This window comes from Actinomadura sp. 6N118 (assembly GCF_044326415.1).
Classification (GTDB): Bacteria; Actinomycetota; Actinomycetes; order Streptosporangiales; family Streptosporangiaceae; genus Spirillospora.
Genome location: NZ_JBIRAZ010000003.1, coordinates 115749 through 131681, shown reverse-complemented (window position 1 = coordinate 131681; position 15933 = coordinate 115749). Strand labels below are relative to the sequence as shown.

Here is a 15933-nt window from a genome sequence, read left to right as displayed (position 1 = left end):
TTGAGACGCGCCCTAGTGGCCGGGCTTGCGGATCATCCGGTACTGGAGCACCAGGAACGGGATGCCGAAGACCGAGAACGCGTGCTCGGCCTGGAGTTCGCCGTCCCGGACGTAGACGTCGAGCCGTTCGGCGAAGCCGTGCACCGCCAGCGTCGTCAGCTCCCGGGTCTCGGCGTCGATGTAGGTCAGGTAGTGACCGGGCTGATCGAGATCGCTCTGGCTGGTGAGGACCAGGCCGCCGCCCGGGCGGGCCTGAGGCACGAGCGTGGCGGTGAAGCTCGCCTGCGGCAGTGGGAAGCCGACGCTGACATATCCGCGGTCGCCGTGCCGGTAGGTCGTGTAGATGCCGACGTAAATGGGCTCGTCGGTGTCGGCGAAGGAACGGATCCAGCCGCGGACGGTCACCACGTCGCTCTGGTCGGGGATGATCGTGTCGATGCGGCTGCGCATCCCGCGCTGGACGTCCCGCTGGTTCATGGGCACGTTGGCCTGGCCGAGCGGGCGTGCGAGGAACGTTCGGTAGAGCAGATACCCCGGCCGCACCCACAGCCGCCATTCCGGCACGATGTCCAGGGTGAACCGCGAGGTGTGCTCGTAGAACTCCCGTACCCGCGGATCGACCCCGGCCGGGTCGAAATCGGGCCCGGCCAGCTCGTCGAGCGAGGCCACGATGCCGACATCCGGGGTGTCCGGTGTGTACGCGCCGCCCATCACCTTGGCCAGCTCACGCACATAGGACGTGCCCACGTACCGCGACCGTGCCTCCAGTGGCACCACGAACGGCAGGTCCTTCACCCGTTCGGCCACCAGGCTGACCTGCGCGTCGCGGAACAACAGCGCCGACAGAACACGGAACGAGACGACCGCGGTGGCCGCCGCGGCCGCGCCGGAGGCGGCCGCTGCACCGGTGCCGCGTGTCCCGGTGTCGCGTTCACCGGTGTTACGTGTCCTGGTGCCGCGGAGCCGCGTCGCATACGCTCCGCCGGCCGCCGCGCCGACCACCGGGCCGAGCGCGACCTTCTGCGGCCGGACGCCCAGCGCGCCCGCGATCATGCCCGCCGCCGTGCCGACCGGGAGCGGCCCTGCACCGAGCCGCCCGGCCGCCCAGCCGAGCGGCGCGCTCATGGCACCGCTCATCGCGATCCGCTGCCAGAGCGCGGGGATCTCGCCGGGCCGCTGCCGGGACCGGGCGACGGCCTCCGCCACGCCCAGCCCGATCGCCCCGGCGGCCGCGCCGGCCAGGACCGCCCGCCTTCCGCGATGCCCCATCAGGGCTGCGCCCGCGAGACCGCCGATGGCGCCGGCGATCGCGGCCGACGTCGCCAGATCATCGCCACCGCTTGATTGATCGTTTGCCACAACCGCAATTTACTCCTCGCCCCCCTGAGATAGCGCCAGGTCGGAGGCGCAGTAGGGTGTCGTGTCTCATTTATGCGTCTGTGAGGTCGGTGACCAGGGGTGGCGAACGAATCCCCGCAGCCGGCGACCGGTTCGGCCGCGCGGCGATGGCTGCTGCAGGGCCTGCACCGCCCTGGCCGCGGTAAGAAGGGGCTCGGACCGCACCACGAGGAGACACCGCACAAGCAGCACCGGTGGTGGCAGGTCATGTGCCTCACCGGGGTCGACTACTTCTCGACCCTCGGTTACCAGCCGGGGATCGCGGCCCTGGCGGCCGGCGCGCTCAGCCCGATCGCCACGCTGCTGCTGGTGGCGCTGACCCTGTTCGGCGCGCTGCCCGTCTACCGGTCGGTGGCGGGGCAGAGCCCGCACGGGCTGGGTTCGCTGTCGATGCTGGAACGGCTACTGCCCGGATGGCGCGGCAAGCTGCTGGTGTTGTTTCTGCTGGGCTTCGTCGCGACCGCGTTCATCGTGACGATCACGTTGTCGGCGGCGGACGCCACGGCGCACCTGCTGCACAACCCGTTCGTCCCGGAGGCCGTGGGGGGCTGGCAGGTCCCGGTGACGCTCGTCCTGATCGCCGCTCTGGGCGCGGTCTTCCTGGTCGGGTTCAGTGAGGCGATCTCGATCGCGGTGGTGCTCGTGATCGTCTACCTGTCGCTGAACGTCGTGGTCGTGGGCAACGCCATCGCCAAGGTCATCGGCGACCCCGGCCTGGTCACCGACTGGCGGCACGTACTGGAGGCCGACTACTCCAGCCCCGTCGCGATGATCGCCGTCTCGCTGTTCGTGATGCCCAAGCTGGCGCTGGGCCTGTCCGGTTTCGAGACGGGTGTGGCCGTCATGCCGCTGGTCAAGGGCACGGTGGCGGAACGGATCGCGGGCGCGCGCAAGCTGCTCACCACGGCGGCGCTCATCATGAGCGTCTTCCTGATCACCTCCAGTTTCGCGACGACGGTGCTGATCCCCGAGAAGGAGTTCGAAGAGGGCGGCAAGGCGAACGGGCGCGCCCTCGCCTACCTGGCCCACGAACATCTCGGCGACTGGTTCGGCACCGCGTACGACATCAGCACCGTCGCGATCCTGTGGTTCGCCGGGGCCTCGGCGATGGCCGGTCTGCTCAATATCGTGCCGCGCTACCTGCCGCGCTACGGCATGGCCCCGGACTGGTCGCGTGCCACCCGCCCGATGGTGCTGGTCTTCACCGTCGTCTCGTTCGGCATCACCCTGCTGTTCGGCGCGGAGGTCGAGGCCCAGGGCGGCGCGTACGCGACCGGTGTGCTGGCGCTCATCCTTTCCGCCGCCGTCGCGGTCACGCTGGCGGCCTGGAAGCAGGGCCGCCGCGTCCCGATGCTCGCGTTCGGCCTGATCTCACTGATCTTCACCTACGCCACCGTCGCCAACATCATCGAGCGGCCGGACGGCCTGGTGATCGCGCTGTTGTTCTGCGTGGCGATCGTGGTCACGTCGCTGGTCTCCCGCGCGACCCGGTCCACCGAGTTGCGCGCCACCGAGGTCACCTTCGACGACACCGCCCGCCGCTACCTCGCCGAGTGCGGCGAGATCCGGTTCATCGCGAACGAGCCGGACGAACGCGACCAGCGGGAGTACGCGGACAAGGCGCGGGAGGCCTGGGAGCTGCATCGGCTGCGCACGGACGAGGGGCTCCTCTTCCTGGAGATCACGGTCTCCGACGCCTCGGAGTTCGAGAGCGCGCTCCACGTCACCGGTGAGGAGCTCCACGGATACCGCATCCTGCGCCTGGAGAGCCCGAGCATCTCCAACGGCATCGCCGCGGTCCTGCTGCACGCCCGGGACGAGACCGGCCGGATGCCGCACGTCTACTTCCATTGGGTCGAGGGCAATCCCATCGGCGCGCTGCTGCGCTACCTGGTCTTCGGCGGGGGCGACGTCCCGCCGCTCACCCGGGAGATCCTGCGCCAGGCCGAGCCCGAGATCGAACGCAGGCCCCTGGTCCACGTCGGCTGACCCGTCACGCGCCCTCGGCGTCGCCGTCGAGGAGCGAGGCGACCCGCTCGCGGTCCACGGCGCCGGCCGGAACCTGCAGGACCATGAGCAGGCCGGGATGTTCCACCGGGCGGAACTGGAAGAGTTCAAGCCGGATGAGGCCCGCCTCCGGATGGTCGACGCCGATCGTCGCGGGGACGAACGGCCGGATGGTGTATTCGGTCCACCACTCCCGGAACTTCGGGCTCGTCTCGCTCAGCTCCGCCACGATGTGTGCCAGCCTCGGGTCGTCCGGCCGCCGCCCGACCGCCGCACGGAACTGGGCGACCACGGCCCGGGCCGCGGGCTCCCACCGGACCAGGCGGCCCGCGATCTCGGTGTCCGTGAACATCATCCACACCAGGTTGCGCCGATCGCGGGGGAACAGGCCGGGGTCCTGCCGGACGTGGGCGTACGGCCCGTTCCAGACCAGGAAGTCGAAGCACGGGTCATAGACGCAGGCGAGGTTCGGCGCGGCCGCGTCGACCAGCCTGCGCAGCCGTGGCAGCACGTCCTCGCCGGCCGTCTCGCTGGAGGGGGTGGCCAGCCCGGCGAGGTCGCGGAGGTGGCGGTGGCTGTGCGGGTCGAGCAGCAGGGCGCGTGCCAGTGCGTCGATCACCTGGGATGACGCGGAGATGTCGCGTCCCTGTTCCAGCCAGGTGTACCAGGTGAGGCCGACCCCTGACAGCTCGGCGACCTCTTCGCGGCGCAGCCCGGGAGTCCGGCGCCGTCCGGGGGACACGTCCTGCGGCAGCCCCACGTCGGCGGGCCGCAGCCGTGCCCGCCGCGCGCGCAGGAAAGCGGCGAGCTCGGCGCGCCTGGCGGACTTCCCGTCATGGTCCATGAGCGATCGGCTTTCGGTGTCAGGAGGGTGCGTGTCAGGAGGGTGCGTGTCAGGAGGGTGGTAGCAGCGGCACCAGGACGGGCCATGCGCTTCTCATTAACGTGGCCGATGTCGTGTCATGCTCGCGGCCTCGTTCCGGGCAGCTTTATGTCCGTGCCGCCCGGATGCCCCCACGCGTTCTTCAACCCGGGCACCGAACCCGCGAAGATGCTCTTCCTCGTCACTCCGCCCGGCCATGAGGACTACCTGCAGGAGATCGCAGACCATATCGCCGCCAATTTCCCTCCAGACCCAGCGGAGATCGCGGCGATCAGGAGCCGGCATGACATCCGGCAGCTCACCCCGCTCATCAACCGCCCCCGTTCTCAGCCCAGCGGAACACCCCGGCCCGCCTATGACTGATCTTGCCAGTGACCACTGGTCGGTAGGGCGATATCGGGCAGCGGCTCCGCGCTTTCTCTAGGCGCGTCTTCTTTAGGCGTCTTCGGCGTGGCCGTCCAGACGGCGCTGTAGCTCGTCGCGTTCGCGGGTGAGGCGGGCCAGTTCGTGCTCCAGTTCGATGATCCGGCGGATGGCGGTCAGGGTCATGCCCTCGTCCATCATCGTCACGACCTGCTGGACCTGCCGGATCTCGTGCCGGCTGTAGCGGCGCTGGCCACCGGCCGAGCGTCGTGGTGACACGACCCGGTGGTCGTCGATCCTGCGGAGGAAGGCCTGCCGCACGTCGAGCATGTCGGCGACCTGTCCTACGGTGAACATCGGCGCGTGCTCGTCGTCGAGCGGTGCGGGTCCTCTCACTCCACGTCCTTTCCTGCGAACGACCGGTGGGCGAGTCCGGTCGCCTCGCCCACCGGCCTCGTCGCCGGGAAGGGTGGCGGTGCCGGGGCGGCCCGTCAGGCCTTGATCGCCTTCTTCTCGCTGTGCTTGATCTCGACCTTGCGAGCGCGGGCCTTCTCCAGGACGGGGATCCGCACCGCCAGGACCCCGTTGTCGTAGGCGGCCTCGATCGCCTCGGCGTCGAGGTGCTCGGACAGGTAGATCCGCCGGGTGAACGTGCCCATGACCCGTTCGCGGACGAAGAGGCGCTCGTTCTCCTCGTACTCCTCCTCGCGCTGGGCCGACACGCTCAGCACGCCGCGGTCCACCGTGACCTCGATCGAGCCGGGGTCGATGCCGGGCAGGTCGAACCGCAGCACCACGTCGTCGTCGCGGCGCAGGCCGTCCATCGGCATGACCGCGCCGTTGCCCTGCCCCGTGGCCTGCCCGAACGCCTGCCGGGCCATCCGGTCGAACTGCCGCTCGAACTCCTGGACGAAGGGATCGATCGACGTCAGCAGCATCGTGCAACACCTCCGAAGAAACTCTGTGGACTCCGACCGGTTCCTTCTTGGGTTGGAAGGAACCTCTAAGCAGAATTGTAGGTCTGTATCCGCCGATGTCAAAGCCCCAGAACGATCCCTGAGCTACCTCAACCTTCTGCTTCCGGCCGTTTCTGGTCATCTGCCGCTATAGCCACCCACGTCCCCCAGGTGCTTGCCTCAACGTCGTCGCGTGATCACGCGACCGAGTCCGAGACCGGGCCCACCAGGCCCGTTCCCGCTGGAGGTTCCAAGTGCCCACGACGAGGTGGATTCGCGGGGTCGCGCTGGCGACCACGGGACTACTCCTATCGGCCGCCGCGGTCGGGACGGCGCAGGGGGAGACCCGTGCCGCCCAGCCGAAGCCCCCTGACATCCAGGCTGAACACACCATGAAGCCCGACAAGGACATCCGCGCCGGGCGGATCGCCCCGACCGCGGCACAGCAGGGAGCGACCGAAGGTGCGGTCGTGCGCTGGAACCGGCTCGGCACCCCCGCCACGGTCACCCGGGCGGGCGCACCACTGGACGCCGGGCTGCCGAACGGTGCCGAACGTGCCGCGCGCGCCTACCTGACCGAGCACCGCAGCCTGTTCGGCCTGTCCGAGCAGAGCGTGGCGGCGCTGGAACGGGTGGCGGTCAACCCGATCGGCAGCGGTGCGGCGGTATTGCTGCGCCAGCGCTTCGGCAACCTCGAGGCCGGGTACGACGGGCAGGTCGCGGTCGGCGTCGCCGGCGGCAAGGTCGTGTCCGTCTCCTCGACTCTCGCACGCGACTCGGCGGCGCCCGCGCCCGCGACGCTCAGCCAGGACAAGGCCGTCGAGTCCGCGGCCCGCGACGCCGACATGGCGGTCTCCGAAGCGGAGACGAAGCGGACCCGGCTGGTGGCGGTGCCGACTCCGACCGGTGTACGCAGCGCATACCAGGTCACGCTGATCGACTCCGGCGGCTCGCACGGCCACGCCGGTGACGCGCACGGCGAGCCCGCCGCGGTCAACTCCTACGTGGACGCCCGGAGCGGAGAGGTCCTGATCCGGGAAAACCTCGTCGACCACGCCGAGGATCCGCGCTGGGAAGCGTTCCCGGCGGCGCCCGGCTACTCCTCCCGGGACACGCGCGACACATGGTGCTTCACTCCGGCCCGGGGTTGCGACTTCGTGGTCGGCGGCGACCCGGCGACCGGCAAGGCGTGGGACATCGACCACGCGACCGGCGCGCCGACCAACACGAGCCTGGGCAACGCGGCGCGCACGTTCGAGAACCGTGCCAGCAGCGACCCGTTCACCGTCGGCACCCGCACCAACGCGCCCAAGGCCGACCGGCGCTACGACTACCCCTGGACCAACCAGTGGCTGCGTGAGAAGTGCAACCCGGCGACGCTCGACAGCCCGCAGGAAGCCGACCTCGAAGCGGCGATGTCGAACCTGTTCTCGATGCACAACAGAATGCACGACTGGTCGTACCGGCTCGGTTTCACCGAGACCGCGTGGAACATGCAGTCCGACAACGGCGACCGGGGCGGCAAGGGCGGCGACCCCGAACAGGGCAACGCCCAGGCCGGGGCCCGGATCGCCAGCGTCCGCGACAACGCCAACCAGATCACGCCGCCGGACGGCGTGCCCGCGATCACCAACATGTACATGTGGCAGCCGGTGGCGGGGGCGTTCTATTCACCCTGCGTGGACGGCGACTACGACATGAGCGTCATCGCCCACGAGTACACGCACGCCATCTCCGGGCGGATGATCGCCGGGCCGGACGCCGGCTGGAGCGGGCCGCAGGCCGGGGCGATGAACGAGAGCACCTCCGACCTGTTCGCGATGGCGTACCTGAACGAGTACGGATTCCGGCCGCCGGGCGACACCCCCTATGTCACCGGCGCGTACGTGACCGGAGACCAGAAGGCGGGCATCCGCAACTACGACATGAGCCGCAGCCCTCTCAACTACAGCGACATCGCCTACGACCTGGTCGGGCAGCAGGTGCACGCCGACGGCGAGATCTGGTCCGCGACGCAGTTCGATGTGCGCCAGGCGTTCGTCGACCGCTACGGCAAGGGCAGCAAGTCGCGCAACCGCGCGTGCGCCGACGGGAAGATCCCGGTCGGGGAGTGCCCGGGCGGGCGGCGCTGGGCGCAGCTGTCGTTCGACGCGCTGCTGCTCATGGCCAGTGGCGCGGTCAGCTACGTCGATCACCGTGACGCGCTGCTGGCCGCGGACACCATCCGCTTCGGCGGCGCCAACCAGACCCTGATCTGGAACGCGTTCGCGCAGCACGGACTCGGTGAGGGCGCGTCCAGCAACGGACCGGCCGACGCCGACCCGGTGCCGAGCTTCGCCTCGCCGCGGGCCAAGAACGCGACCGTGAAGCTGCGGCCGTCCGGAGACGCGAAGGGCGCCCCGGTCCGGCTGTACGTGGGCGACTACGAGGGCCGCGCGATGCCGGTGGCCGACACCGACCCGGCGACGCCGCTGGGCGACACGTTCAAGATCGTCCCAGGCAGCTACAGCTTCGTCGCGGTGGGCGCCGGGTTCGGGCACAAGCGTCTCAGCGCCACGATCAAGCCGTCGACCGAGAACCTCTGGGCTTCGATGAAGCGCAACCAGGCCGCAGCGGCCAACGGCGCGACCGCCGCCGGCGACGGGGTCGGTCACGCCGGGCTCGTCGACGAGACCGAGGCCACCAACTGGCAGTCGCTGACCGCGCCCGTGGCGGGCCGGCAGGTGACCGTCGACCTGGCCGGGGACTCGGCCGTCCGGATCGGGCGGGTGCAGGTGAGCGCGATGTTGCGGCCGACCCAGCCGGGCGACCCCGAGCACACGCCGGGCGGGTCGCAGAACCGCTTCTCCGCCCTCCAGCAGTTCGAGGTGCTGGCCTGTGACGCGGCGAAGGCGGACTGCTCGCAGGACGCCTCGTTCTCCCGCGTCTACACCAGTCCGGCGAACGCGTTCCCGGCCCGGCGCCCGCGTCCGCGAGCGCCGGAACTCATCATGCGCTCGTTCGACATGCGCGACACCACCGCGACGCACCTGCGGCTGCGCGTGGTGTCGAGCCAGTGCACCGGCAACCCGGGCTTCGCGGGTGAGCAGGACGACGACCCGCGCTCGACCACCGACTGCACGGCGGGCAGCGCGCGTGCGTCCCTGGTGAGAGCGGCCGAGTTCCAAGCGTTCACCCGATAACGAACGTTTCCGGCAAGGCATCCGCCCCATATTTTTGACTCAGTCAAAGATGTGGGGCGGATGGCTAGGTCACCTCGGCGTCACGTCGGTCAGGCTGGTGGTCTCCGCCAGGGCGCGCCGGACGGCGTCCCGGTAGCGGGGGACGATGTGCGGCTCGATCCCCTCGCCGCCCATCGAGACCACGTAGGAGAAGATCACCCACTGGACCAGCAGCTGCACGGCCTGGGCTTCGGTGTCGTACGCGCGGCCGGAGAAGATGCCCCGCTGCAACGACCCCAACGTCCAGTGGCCGTCGCGGTGAACCAGCTGCGGCAGTTCCTCGGCGGAGTAGGCCGATCCCGGGGGATTGGCGTCCTGGACGCCATAAGCGGGATCGGGGATCCCGGCGGCACGGAGCATCTCCACGGCTTGAAATCTGTCTCGGAGCAGATCCCAACCCGGACACAGCAACAGGGCGGCGGTGCGCAGCATGCTGCCCTTGCGCACCCTTGCCTGGATGTCGGCCCTGCTCATGTGCCGGCCGTGCATGTTGTGCCGGGCGTGCGTGCGCGGCTGAAGGTGCTGCGATAGGCCCGGGGCGGCATACCGCGGCGCTTGATGAACTGTTCACGCAGGACGGTGGTGTTGCGGTAGCCCGTCTCGTTGGCGATCTCCTGGATGCTCAGGTCCGTTGTCTCAAGGAGCTCCTCGACCCGGTTGAGGCGCTGGTTGAGCAGCCAGGCGTGGGGAGTGGTGCCCGTTGCGGTCTTGAAGCGCCGGGCGAAGGTGCGGGGACTCATGTGCGCCCGTACCGCGAGTTCGTTCACGGACAAGGGCTGCCGCAGGTTCTCCGAGGCCCAGGCGAGCACCGCGGGGATGCGCTCGTCCTCGAGGACGGGGGAACTGGCGTACTGCGCCTGACCGCCGAAGCGCTGAGGTGAGGCCACGGTGTCGCGGGCGATCATGTTGGCCACCGAGGACCCGTGCTCGCGCCGCAGCAGGTGCAGGAACATGTCCAGGCCGGCGGCGGCGCCCGCGCACGTCACGATCTGCCCCTCGTCCACGTACACGGCGTCGGAGACGGCCCTGACCTTGGGAAAGCGGGCGGTGAGGGCGGAGGCCATGCGCCAGGGCGTGGTGGCGCGCAGGCCGTCGAGAAGCCCGGTGCCCGCCAGCAGGTAGGCACCGCTGCAGTAGGCGGCGATGATCGCGCCGCGCTCGTGCGCGTCCCGCAGCGCCGCCGTCGCGGCGGGCGTCGGGACGGGAAAGTCCTCGCCGGGGAGGAGCAGGATCAGATCGGCCTGCGCGAGCCGGTCGAGGCCGTGCTCCACCTGCTGGACCAGGCCGAGGTCCGTGCGTACCGGCCCTGGCGTGTCGGTCGCGACGACGAAGTCGAAGCACGAGACTCCGAGCTGGTAACGATCGGAAAAGACCTTGACGGCCAGGCCGAGGCCCAGCGTGCTCATGTTCTCCGGCGCGTACGCCACGATGGAACGGAAACCCATGGTCACGAAGGTCTCCCCGCGGCGGTCGGCCGGTCGCGTCGCCCGGGCGCCGGATCACGGTCCATGTCGATATCAAGGTCCATGTCGATGAGGTCGCGGCGGGTCGCGGGGATCGTTCCAATCGTGCGGTGTTTCATGGCGAGCTCCTCAGGCTGGCGTTGACGATCGCTTCGACGTGGAGGGCGTGGTGTCCAGGAGCGGGAGCGCGGGGATGTGTTCGGGGCCGACGAGCTGTGTGATCTCGGTGCATCCTAAAACGACGGTGTTCAGTAAAGTGTTACGACGGTCAATATACTGAACGAAGGGGAGGTGTGGCATGCCGGACTGCGTCGCGGTGGTGGCGGCCAATCTGCGTCGGCTCCGAGAGGAGCGGGCGCTCACTCTGGGCGGCCTCGCCGAGCGCTCCGGTGTCGCGAAGGGGACGATCAGTGCGCTGGAACGCGGCCACGGGAACCCCACCATCGAGACCCTCTTCGCGCTGGCCTACGTCCTTGACGTGACCCTTGCCGACCTTGTGGAGGAGCCGGAGGTGCCGGAGACGGCGGTGGTCCGGGCGGCGGGCCGGGCGATGATCCCCGGCTCGCCCCTCGACGGACGCCTGCTGCGGAGGTCGCGGCATCCGGAGACGACGGTCGAGGTCTACGAGCTTCTCCTGCATCCCGGTGCCGACCACCGCGCGAAGGCGCATCGGCCCGGTACGCGCGAGTGCATGTACGTGATCGAGGGGGAGGTCGAGACGGGCGTGCACGACGAGCCCGTGCGGCTCGGCCCCGGTGACTTCGCGAGCTTCCCGGCCGACGCGCCGCACGACTACCGCAGCAGCGGCGCCGCCCGCGCGCTGCTCATCATGACGGTCCCCAAACGATCTCCTGCTCAATGACGGCCCCTCCCGGGTCCAGTCTGCGGCCGATCAGGTTCGGGACCTGGGAGGTTGGCAGTGATTCGGGGAAGTTTGGCAGCTTTACTGCGGCTTCCGTCCGTTCGCAGCTGTAAGGATCTTTACCTCCTGCCTGGTCACGGCCCTGAAAGGAATCACCATGCGCAGATGGCCGGCCGCCGTTCAGCTGCCACTGCTGGCCTGTGTCCTGGCGGCCTGCGGCTCTGGCATGAACAAGGCAGAAGCCGCCGCCGAGACGGAACGTGTCATGAACCAGACCGTCGAGGCCCTGCACCCCGACTACCGCGCGTTGCCGAAGGGGCCGCAGCCGCAGACCCAGGAGGGCGAGGCCTGCTACAACGCGCTGACGAGGGACGGCTCGAAGATCAAGGTCGAGCACCGGTACGTCGTGCGAGGACTGAACACGCAGCAGATCACCGACCTGGCCCGTCGCGTCGAGAAGTTCTGGGACGACGATCTCGGGGCCTACACCAAGGAGTCCCAGGGCTTCGAGTCCGGCAATCCCTGGATCACGATGGAGTACAAGGACCTCAACCTGCTGCTCCGTGTGTCCATTTACGTCCCGAAGGAGGTCTCCATCACGGTGGTCTCCGACTGCATCAAGCCGAACGGTGACTGATCCTGGTCAGGGGATGCGGGGGAGAGGACGCCCGGTCAGGAACGCGGTGATGGCGGCGCGGTAGAGCGCCGGCTGCTCCGCCTCGATGACGTGACCGGCGTTCGGGATCTGCAGCAGGGTCGCGCCAGAGAGGGTGTCGCGGTAGTCGGCGGCGATCTCCGGGCGCTTGTAGTCGCACTGCCCGCGCAGGATCAGGCCGGGGGTCCGGTTGGCCCGCAGCGCCGGGCGCGGGTCGGGGACCTTGAGGGCGTCGTCGGAGGTCAGCTGGTTGGCGTAGAAGCCGGCGCGTGAGGACGGCTCGTGGAGGGGGCGGCCGGGGTTGCAGGTGGCCGCGGAGCCGACGGTCGACAGGAGCTCGTCGAAGAGCGGGTCGATCTCCCGGTCAGGAACGAGGGCATGGGCGGCGCGGGGGCTGACGCCCATGAGAACAGACCAGGCGATGAGGCGCGGGCTGGCCTCCAGTTCGTCCATGCGGCTGCGCTGCTGGGGAGTGAGCCTGTCCCAGATGTCGCCCTCTCCCTTCTTCTCCCATGCGGGTGACCACAGTGCGCCGGGGGAGGTGAACACCACCTTGGCGACGTTCGCCGGGTGGGACGCCATGTAGTGGGCGGCGAGGGTGGCGCCCCACGAACTGCCCACCAGGATCAGCCGTTCCGCGTTGATGCGCCGGCGGATGGCCTCCAGATCGGCGACCTGCCGGGCGACGGTGTATCCGGTGGGATCGGCGAGCCGCTGGGAACGGCCCGCGCCGAGCTGGTCGTAGGTGTAGACGTCGAAGCCGCGCCCGGCCAGCTCGCGGTCGAGGTCGTCAGGCCCGGCACCGGGCGTTCCGGGCCCGCCGTGCAGGCGCACGATGGGTGTGGCGCTGCGGCGTCCCGTTCCCGGGGTCATGGTGTACGCGATGCGTGAGCCGGTCGGCAGGTCCCAGTAGCGGGTCGCCTGCGGTGGGAGCGGGACCGGGGCGACGCCGAGCGGGCGGAAGATCGTCAGGGCGGAGGCGAGCGCGACGGTGCCGGCCATGCCGCAGGTGACGAGCAGGGTCACCAAGCGGCGGCGGCGGAAGGACAGGCGAGCCCCAAGGCCAGCCAAAGCCGCGCAGCAGACCACCGTGGCGGCCAGGCCGCACACCATGGCGAGCGGGATGGGTGCGCCGATGGCGGCGGCGAGGAGGAACGAGAGGACCGCAGCCGGGAGGCCGAGGAGCACAGCGGCGGTGACGAGCGTCCATCCGGCGATGCGGCGGCGCAGTGATTTCTTGGGCAGTGCTTTCTTGGGAGGTGAGTTCTTGGCCGGTGAGTTCTGAGGCATGCCCAGACGGTAGGAACGCGGCGGCCGCGTGATCGTCCCCCGGCGGGCACGCACTTCGTACCCCCGCAGGGGTACGCGGGGCCCTTCCAGCGGGCGATTCCGGTGATCGGCAGCGGTCCGTACGCTGATCGTCGTGGACCTTGATCGATGGCGGCCGGACCGGGCGGCCGACCGCAGGTGGCGCTGGCTCGCCGTGGACGTCGTCGTCGCCTACGTGTCGGCGGTCATCCCCATCGGGCCGTCCGACGTCACCGCGTCGGTGCTGCACGGCCCAGCCGTCGTCCGGATCGCCGCGGTCGTGTGGTTCGTGGCGATCGCGGGCCGCAGGTTCGCTCCGGCGACCGCGCTGTTCGCTGCTGCCGTAGCCACAGTGGCGGTGGCTGCGGCGGACTACCCGCTCACCAACCTGTCTGCGGCGACCGCGCTGAGCCTGACGATGGTGGCGCAGACCCGGCCGCGGGCCGTGTCCTTCCAGCTGATGGCGTTGCCGGTGGTGGCTGCGCTGGTGGCATTGGCGTCCGAGAGCGTTCAGGCGCTGGTGCTGGGCGCGGTCCTGCACGGTGGCGCGTGGCTCGCCGGTGACTCGGGGCGGTCCCGCTGGGAGGCGGCGCGGGCGCTGCGCGAGCACGAGGCGGAACGGGCCCGGGCCGACCGGCTGCGGGTGTTGTCGGAGGAACGTGCCCGGCTGGCGCGCGAGCTCCACGACGCGGTGGGGCACGCGGTGACCGTCATGGTGACCCACGCCGGGGCGGCGCGGCTCGCTCTCGGCGACGAGCGCGCGGAGATCCGGGCCTCGCTCGGGCAGATCGAGGAGGTCGGCCGCACCGCGATGGCCGACCTCGACCAGGTCCTCGGCCTGCTGGAAGAGGATCAGCCCCTCGACCTCGCCGTCTCCGTGCGCCGCCTCGTCGCCGGGCTCCCCGGGCATCTGCGCGGGGAACTGACCGTGGACGGTGACCTCCGGGACGTCACCGACCCGGTCGGCCGGACCGTCCACCGGGTCGTCCAGGAGTCGCTGACGAACGTCGTCCGGCACGCGTCCGCCACGACCGTGCGCGTACACCTGTCCCGTACGGAGGAGGGCATCGTGATCGAGATCGCCGATGACGGGAACGTCACCGAGCCGCCCGCCCCCGGGCGCGGCCTGAACGGGATGCGCGAACGCGTGCAGCGCCTCGGCGGCACGTGCCAGGCGGGTCCCGGGCCGTCCGGCGGCTGGCGGGTGGACGCCCGGATCCCGGGGCGGCTCGCGTGATCCGGGTGCTGCTCGCCGACGACGAGGAGCTCATGCGCGGCGGCCTGCGCATGATGCTGGGGACGCAGCCCGACATCACCGTCGTCGGTGAGGCCGCCGACGGCGCGGAGGCCGTCCGGCTCGCCCGCCGGCTGGAACCCGATGTCGTCCTGATGGACGTGCGGATGCCCGTGATGGACGGCGTGACCGCGACCGGCGAGATCACCGCGCTGGAGACGCCCTCACGTGTGCTCGTGCTGACCACGTTCGAGCTGGACGAATATGTCTTCGCCGCGGTCCGCGCCGGGGCCAGCGGATTCCTGCTCAAGCGCACACCGCCGGAGACCCTGATCGAGGGTGTCCGCACGATCGCCGCGGGAGAGGGCCTGCTGGGCGCCTCGGTGACCCGGCGGCTCCTGGCCGAGTTCGCCCGCACCTCGCCCCCGCCGCCGGGCCCGAGGGTCCGGCGGCGGCTCGACCGGCTCACCGACCGCGAACACCAGGTGTTGCTGCACCTGGCCCGGGGCCTGTCGAACGCGGAGATCGCCCGGGAGATCCACGTCGCCGAGGCCACCGCCAAGACGCACGTCAAGCGCATCCTGGCAAAGCTGGAGCTGCGCGACCGGATCCAGGCGGTGGTCTTCGCCTACGACCACGGCCTCGTCCGTCCTACCCCTCGGGAATCGGAGTGATCAGCCTGCCCTCACTCAGGAAGCTCTGCAGGTTGCGGAGGGCCAGGTCGCCCATCGCCTCGCGCGTCTCGTGCGTCGCGCTCGCGATGTGCGGCAGGAGCAGTACCGAATCCAGGCCGAGCAGGGCGGGCGGCACGTTCGGCTCGTCGGCGAACACATCGAGCGCCGCGCCCGCGAGCCGCCCGCCGGTCAGCGCGGCGACCAGTGCGGGCTCGTCCACGACACTGCCGCGCGCGACGTTCACCAGGTACCCGGCCGGGCCCAGCGCCTCCAGGACCGCCGCCGACACCAGCCCGCGCGTCTCCGCGCCGCCCGAGGTCGCGACGATCAGCGCGTCGCTCCAGGCCGCCAGCTTCTCCGGCGACTCGGCATAGGCGTACGGGACGCCCTCGACCGGCCGGCGCGAGTGATAGGAGATCTCGGCGTCGAAGCCCGCCAGGCGGCGCGCGATGGCCTGGCCGATCCGGCCGAGGCCGAGGATGCCGATGCGCTTGCCGGTGACCTTGGTCGCCAGGGGGTACGTGCCGCGTGTCCAGTCGCCGCGCCGCACGAACCGGTCGGCCGCCGAGAACCGGCGCATCACGTCGATCAGCCCGCCCATGGCGGTGTCGGCGACGCAGTCGGTGAGCACATCCGGGGTGTTGCTCACCGCGATCCCGCGTTCGGCCGCGGCGGTCACGTCGGTGGTGTCGTACCCGACGCCGAAGTTCACGATCACCTGGAGCCGGGGGAGCCGGTCCATGAGCGCCCTGTCCACCCCGATCCTGGCGGTGGTGACCACGGCCACGAACTCGGAGCCGTGCTCGTCGAGATAGCGGTCCGGCTGGTCGTCGAGCAGCACGGTGTCGTAGTGCTCGTGCAGATTCTGGTGGAGGGACGGCAGCAGCGGTCCGACCTGCAGCACACGAT

16 protein-coding genes are annotated in these 15933 nt (G+C 70.5%); 7 read left to right on the top strand and 9 right to left on the bottom strand.

Annotation, left to right across the window (positions count from 1 at the left end; all coding sequences use genetic code 11):
• Window positions 1-12: 12 nt before the first annotated feature.
• On the bottom strand, window positions 13-1359 hold the full coding sequence (locus ACH34W_RS08405; RefSeq protein WP_395960175.1) for a hypothetical protein: 1347 nt from the start codon (window positions 1357-1359) through the stop codon (window positions 13-15).
• A 99-nt stretch (window positions 1360-1458) separates the two neighbouring features.
• Here ACH34W_RS08405 and ACH34W_RS08400 point away from each other — a divergent pair, with 99 nt between their 5' ends.
• Window positions 1459-3387 (top strand): amino acid transporter, encoded by a 1929-nt coding sequence (locus tag ACH34W_RS08400; protein WP_395960174.1) that lies wholly within the window; start codon window positions 1459-1461, stop codon window positions 3385-3387.
• Between the two features lie 4 nt (window positions 3388-3391).
• Here ACH34W_RS08400 and ACH34W_RS08395 read toward each other — a convergent pair whose 3' ends face one another.
• Window positions 3392-4249 (bottom strand): helix-turn-helix transcriptional regulator, encoded by an 858-nt coding sequence (locus ACH34W_RS08395; RefSeq protein WP_395960173.1) that lies wholly within the window; start codon window positions 4247-4249, stop codon window positions 3392-3394.
• Window positions 4250-4402: 153 nt separating this feature from the next.
• Between ACH34W_RS08395 and ACH34W_RS08390 the strand changes: the two genes are divergently transcribed.
• Complete coding sequence (locus ACH34W_RS08390; RefSeq protein WP_395960172.1) at window positions 4403-4651, top strand: cupin domain-containing protein; 249 nt, start codon at window positions 4403-4405, stop codon at window positions 4649-4651.
• A gap of 72 nt (window positions 4652-4723) precedes the next feature.
• Here ACH34W_RS08390 and ACH34W_RS08385 read toward each other — a convergent pair whose 3' ends face one another.
• Together ACH34W_RS08385 and ACH34W_RS08380 are read right to left on the bottom strand one after the other, a co-directional pair.
• Complete coding sequence (locus ACH34W_RS08385) at window positions 4724-5047, bottom strand: MerR family transcriptional regulator (RefSeq protein ID WP_395960171.1); 324 nt, start codon at window positions 5045-5047, stop codon at window positions 4724-4726.
• A 95-nt stretch (window positions 5048-5142) separates the two neighbouring features.
• Window positions 5143-5589: an Hsp20/alpha crystallin family protein gene (locus ACH34W_RS08380; RefSeq protein WP_395960170.1), complete on the bottom strand. Its 447-nt coding sequence runs from the start codon at window positions 5587-5589 to the stop codon at window positions 5143-5145.
• A gap of 272 nt (window positions 5590-5861) precedes the next feature.
• On the opposite strand from ACH34W_RS08380, the gene ACH34W_RS08375 reads away from it, so the two are divergent.
• Window positions 5862-8789: a M36 family metallopeptidase gene (locus tag ACH34W_RS08375; protein WP_395960169.1), complete on the top strand. Its 2928-nt coding sequence runs from the start codon at window positions 5862-5864 to the stop codon at window positions 8787-8789.
• A 69-nt stretch (window positions 8790-8858) separates the two neighbouring features.
• Here ACH34W_RS08375 and ACH34W_RS08370 read toward each other — a convergent pair whose 3' ends face one another.
• Genes ACH34W_RS08370 through ACH34W_RS08360 form a run of 3 tightly spaced genes read right to left on the bottom strand, consistent with a single transcriptional unit; the run spans window position 8859 to window position 10410 of the window.
• On the bottom strand, window positions 8859-9302 hold the full coding sequence (locus tag ACH34W_RS08370) for a hypothetical protein (RefSeq protein ID WP_395960168.1): 444 nt from the start codon (window positions 9300-9302) through the stop codon (window positions 8859-8861).
• Window positions 9299-10273, bottom strand: a complete 975-nt coding sequence (locus tag ACH34W_RS08365; RefSeq protein WP_395960621.1) for a GlxA family transcriptional regulator — start codon at window positions 10271-10273, stop codon at window positions 9299-9301. The genes ACH34W_RS08370 and ACH34W_RS08365 overlap by 4 nt, the downstream gene beginning before the upstream one ends.
• A 2-nt stretch (window positions 10274-10275) precedes the next feature.
• Entirely contained in the window at window positions 10276-10410 is a 135-nt protein-coding gene (locus ACH34W_RS08360; RefSeq protein ID WP_395960167.1) for a hypothetical protein, read from the bottom strand.
• Window positions 10411-10589: 179 nt separating this feature from the next.
• On the opposite strand from ACH34W_RS08360, the gene ACH34W_RS08355 reads away from it, so the two are divergent.
• Together ACH34W_RS08355 and ACH34W_RS08350 are read left to right on the top strand one after the other, a co-directional pair.
• Window positions 10590-11153 (top strand): helix-turn-helix domain-containing protein, encoded by a 564-nt coding sequence (locus ACH34W_RS08355; protein WP_395960166.1) that lies wholly within the window; start codon window positions 10590-10592, stop codon window positions 11151-11153.
• 157 nt (window positions 11154-11310) lie between these two features.
• A complete protein-coding gene (locus ACH34W_RS08350) occupies window positions 11311-11790 on the top strand; it encodes a hypothetical protein (protein ID WP_395960165.1) in 480 nt (159 codons plus the stop codon).
• A 6-nt stretch (window positions 11791-11796) separates the two neighbouring features.
• Here the strand turns inward: ACH34W_RS08350 and ACH34W_RS08345 are convergent, their stop codons facing one another.
• Entirely contained in the window at window positions 11797-13098 is a 1302-nt protein-coding gene (locus ACH34W_RS08345) for an alpha/beta fold hydrolase (protein WP_395960164.1), read from the bottom strand.
• Between the two features lie 133 nt (window positions 13099-13231).
• Between ACH34W_RS08345 and ACH34W_RS08340 the strand changes: the two genes are divergently transcribed.
• Together ACH34W_RS08340 and ACH34W_RS08335 are read left to right on the top strand one after the other, a co-directional pair.
• Entirely contained in the window at window positions 13232-14353 is a 1122-nt protein-coding gene (locus tag ACH34W_RS08340) for a sensor histidine kinase (RefSeq protein ID WP_395960163.1), read from the top strand.
• On the top strand, window positions 14350-15024 hold the full coding sequence (locus ACH34W_RS08335) for a response regulator (RefSeq protein ID WP_395960162.1): 675 nt from the start codon (window positions 14350-14352) through the stop codon (window positions 15022-15024). Before ACH34W_RS08340 ends, ACH34W_RS08335 begins: the two co-directional genes overlap by 4 nt.
• On the opposite strand, the gene ACH34W_RS08330 is transcribed toward ACH34W_RS08335, so the two are convergent.
• Entirely contained in the window at window positions 15002-15928 is a 927-nt protein-coding gene (locus tag ACH34W_RS08330) for a 2-hydroxyacid dehydrogenase (RefSeq protein WP_395960620.1), read from the bottom strand. The genes ACH34W_RS08335 and ACH34W_RS08330 overlap by 23 nt on opposite strands.
• Window positions 15929-15933: the final 5 nt, after the last annotated feature.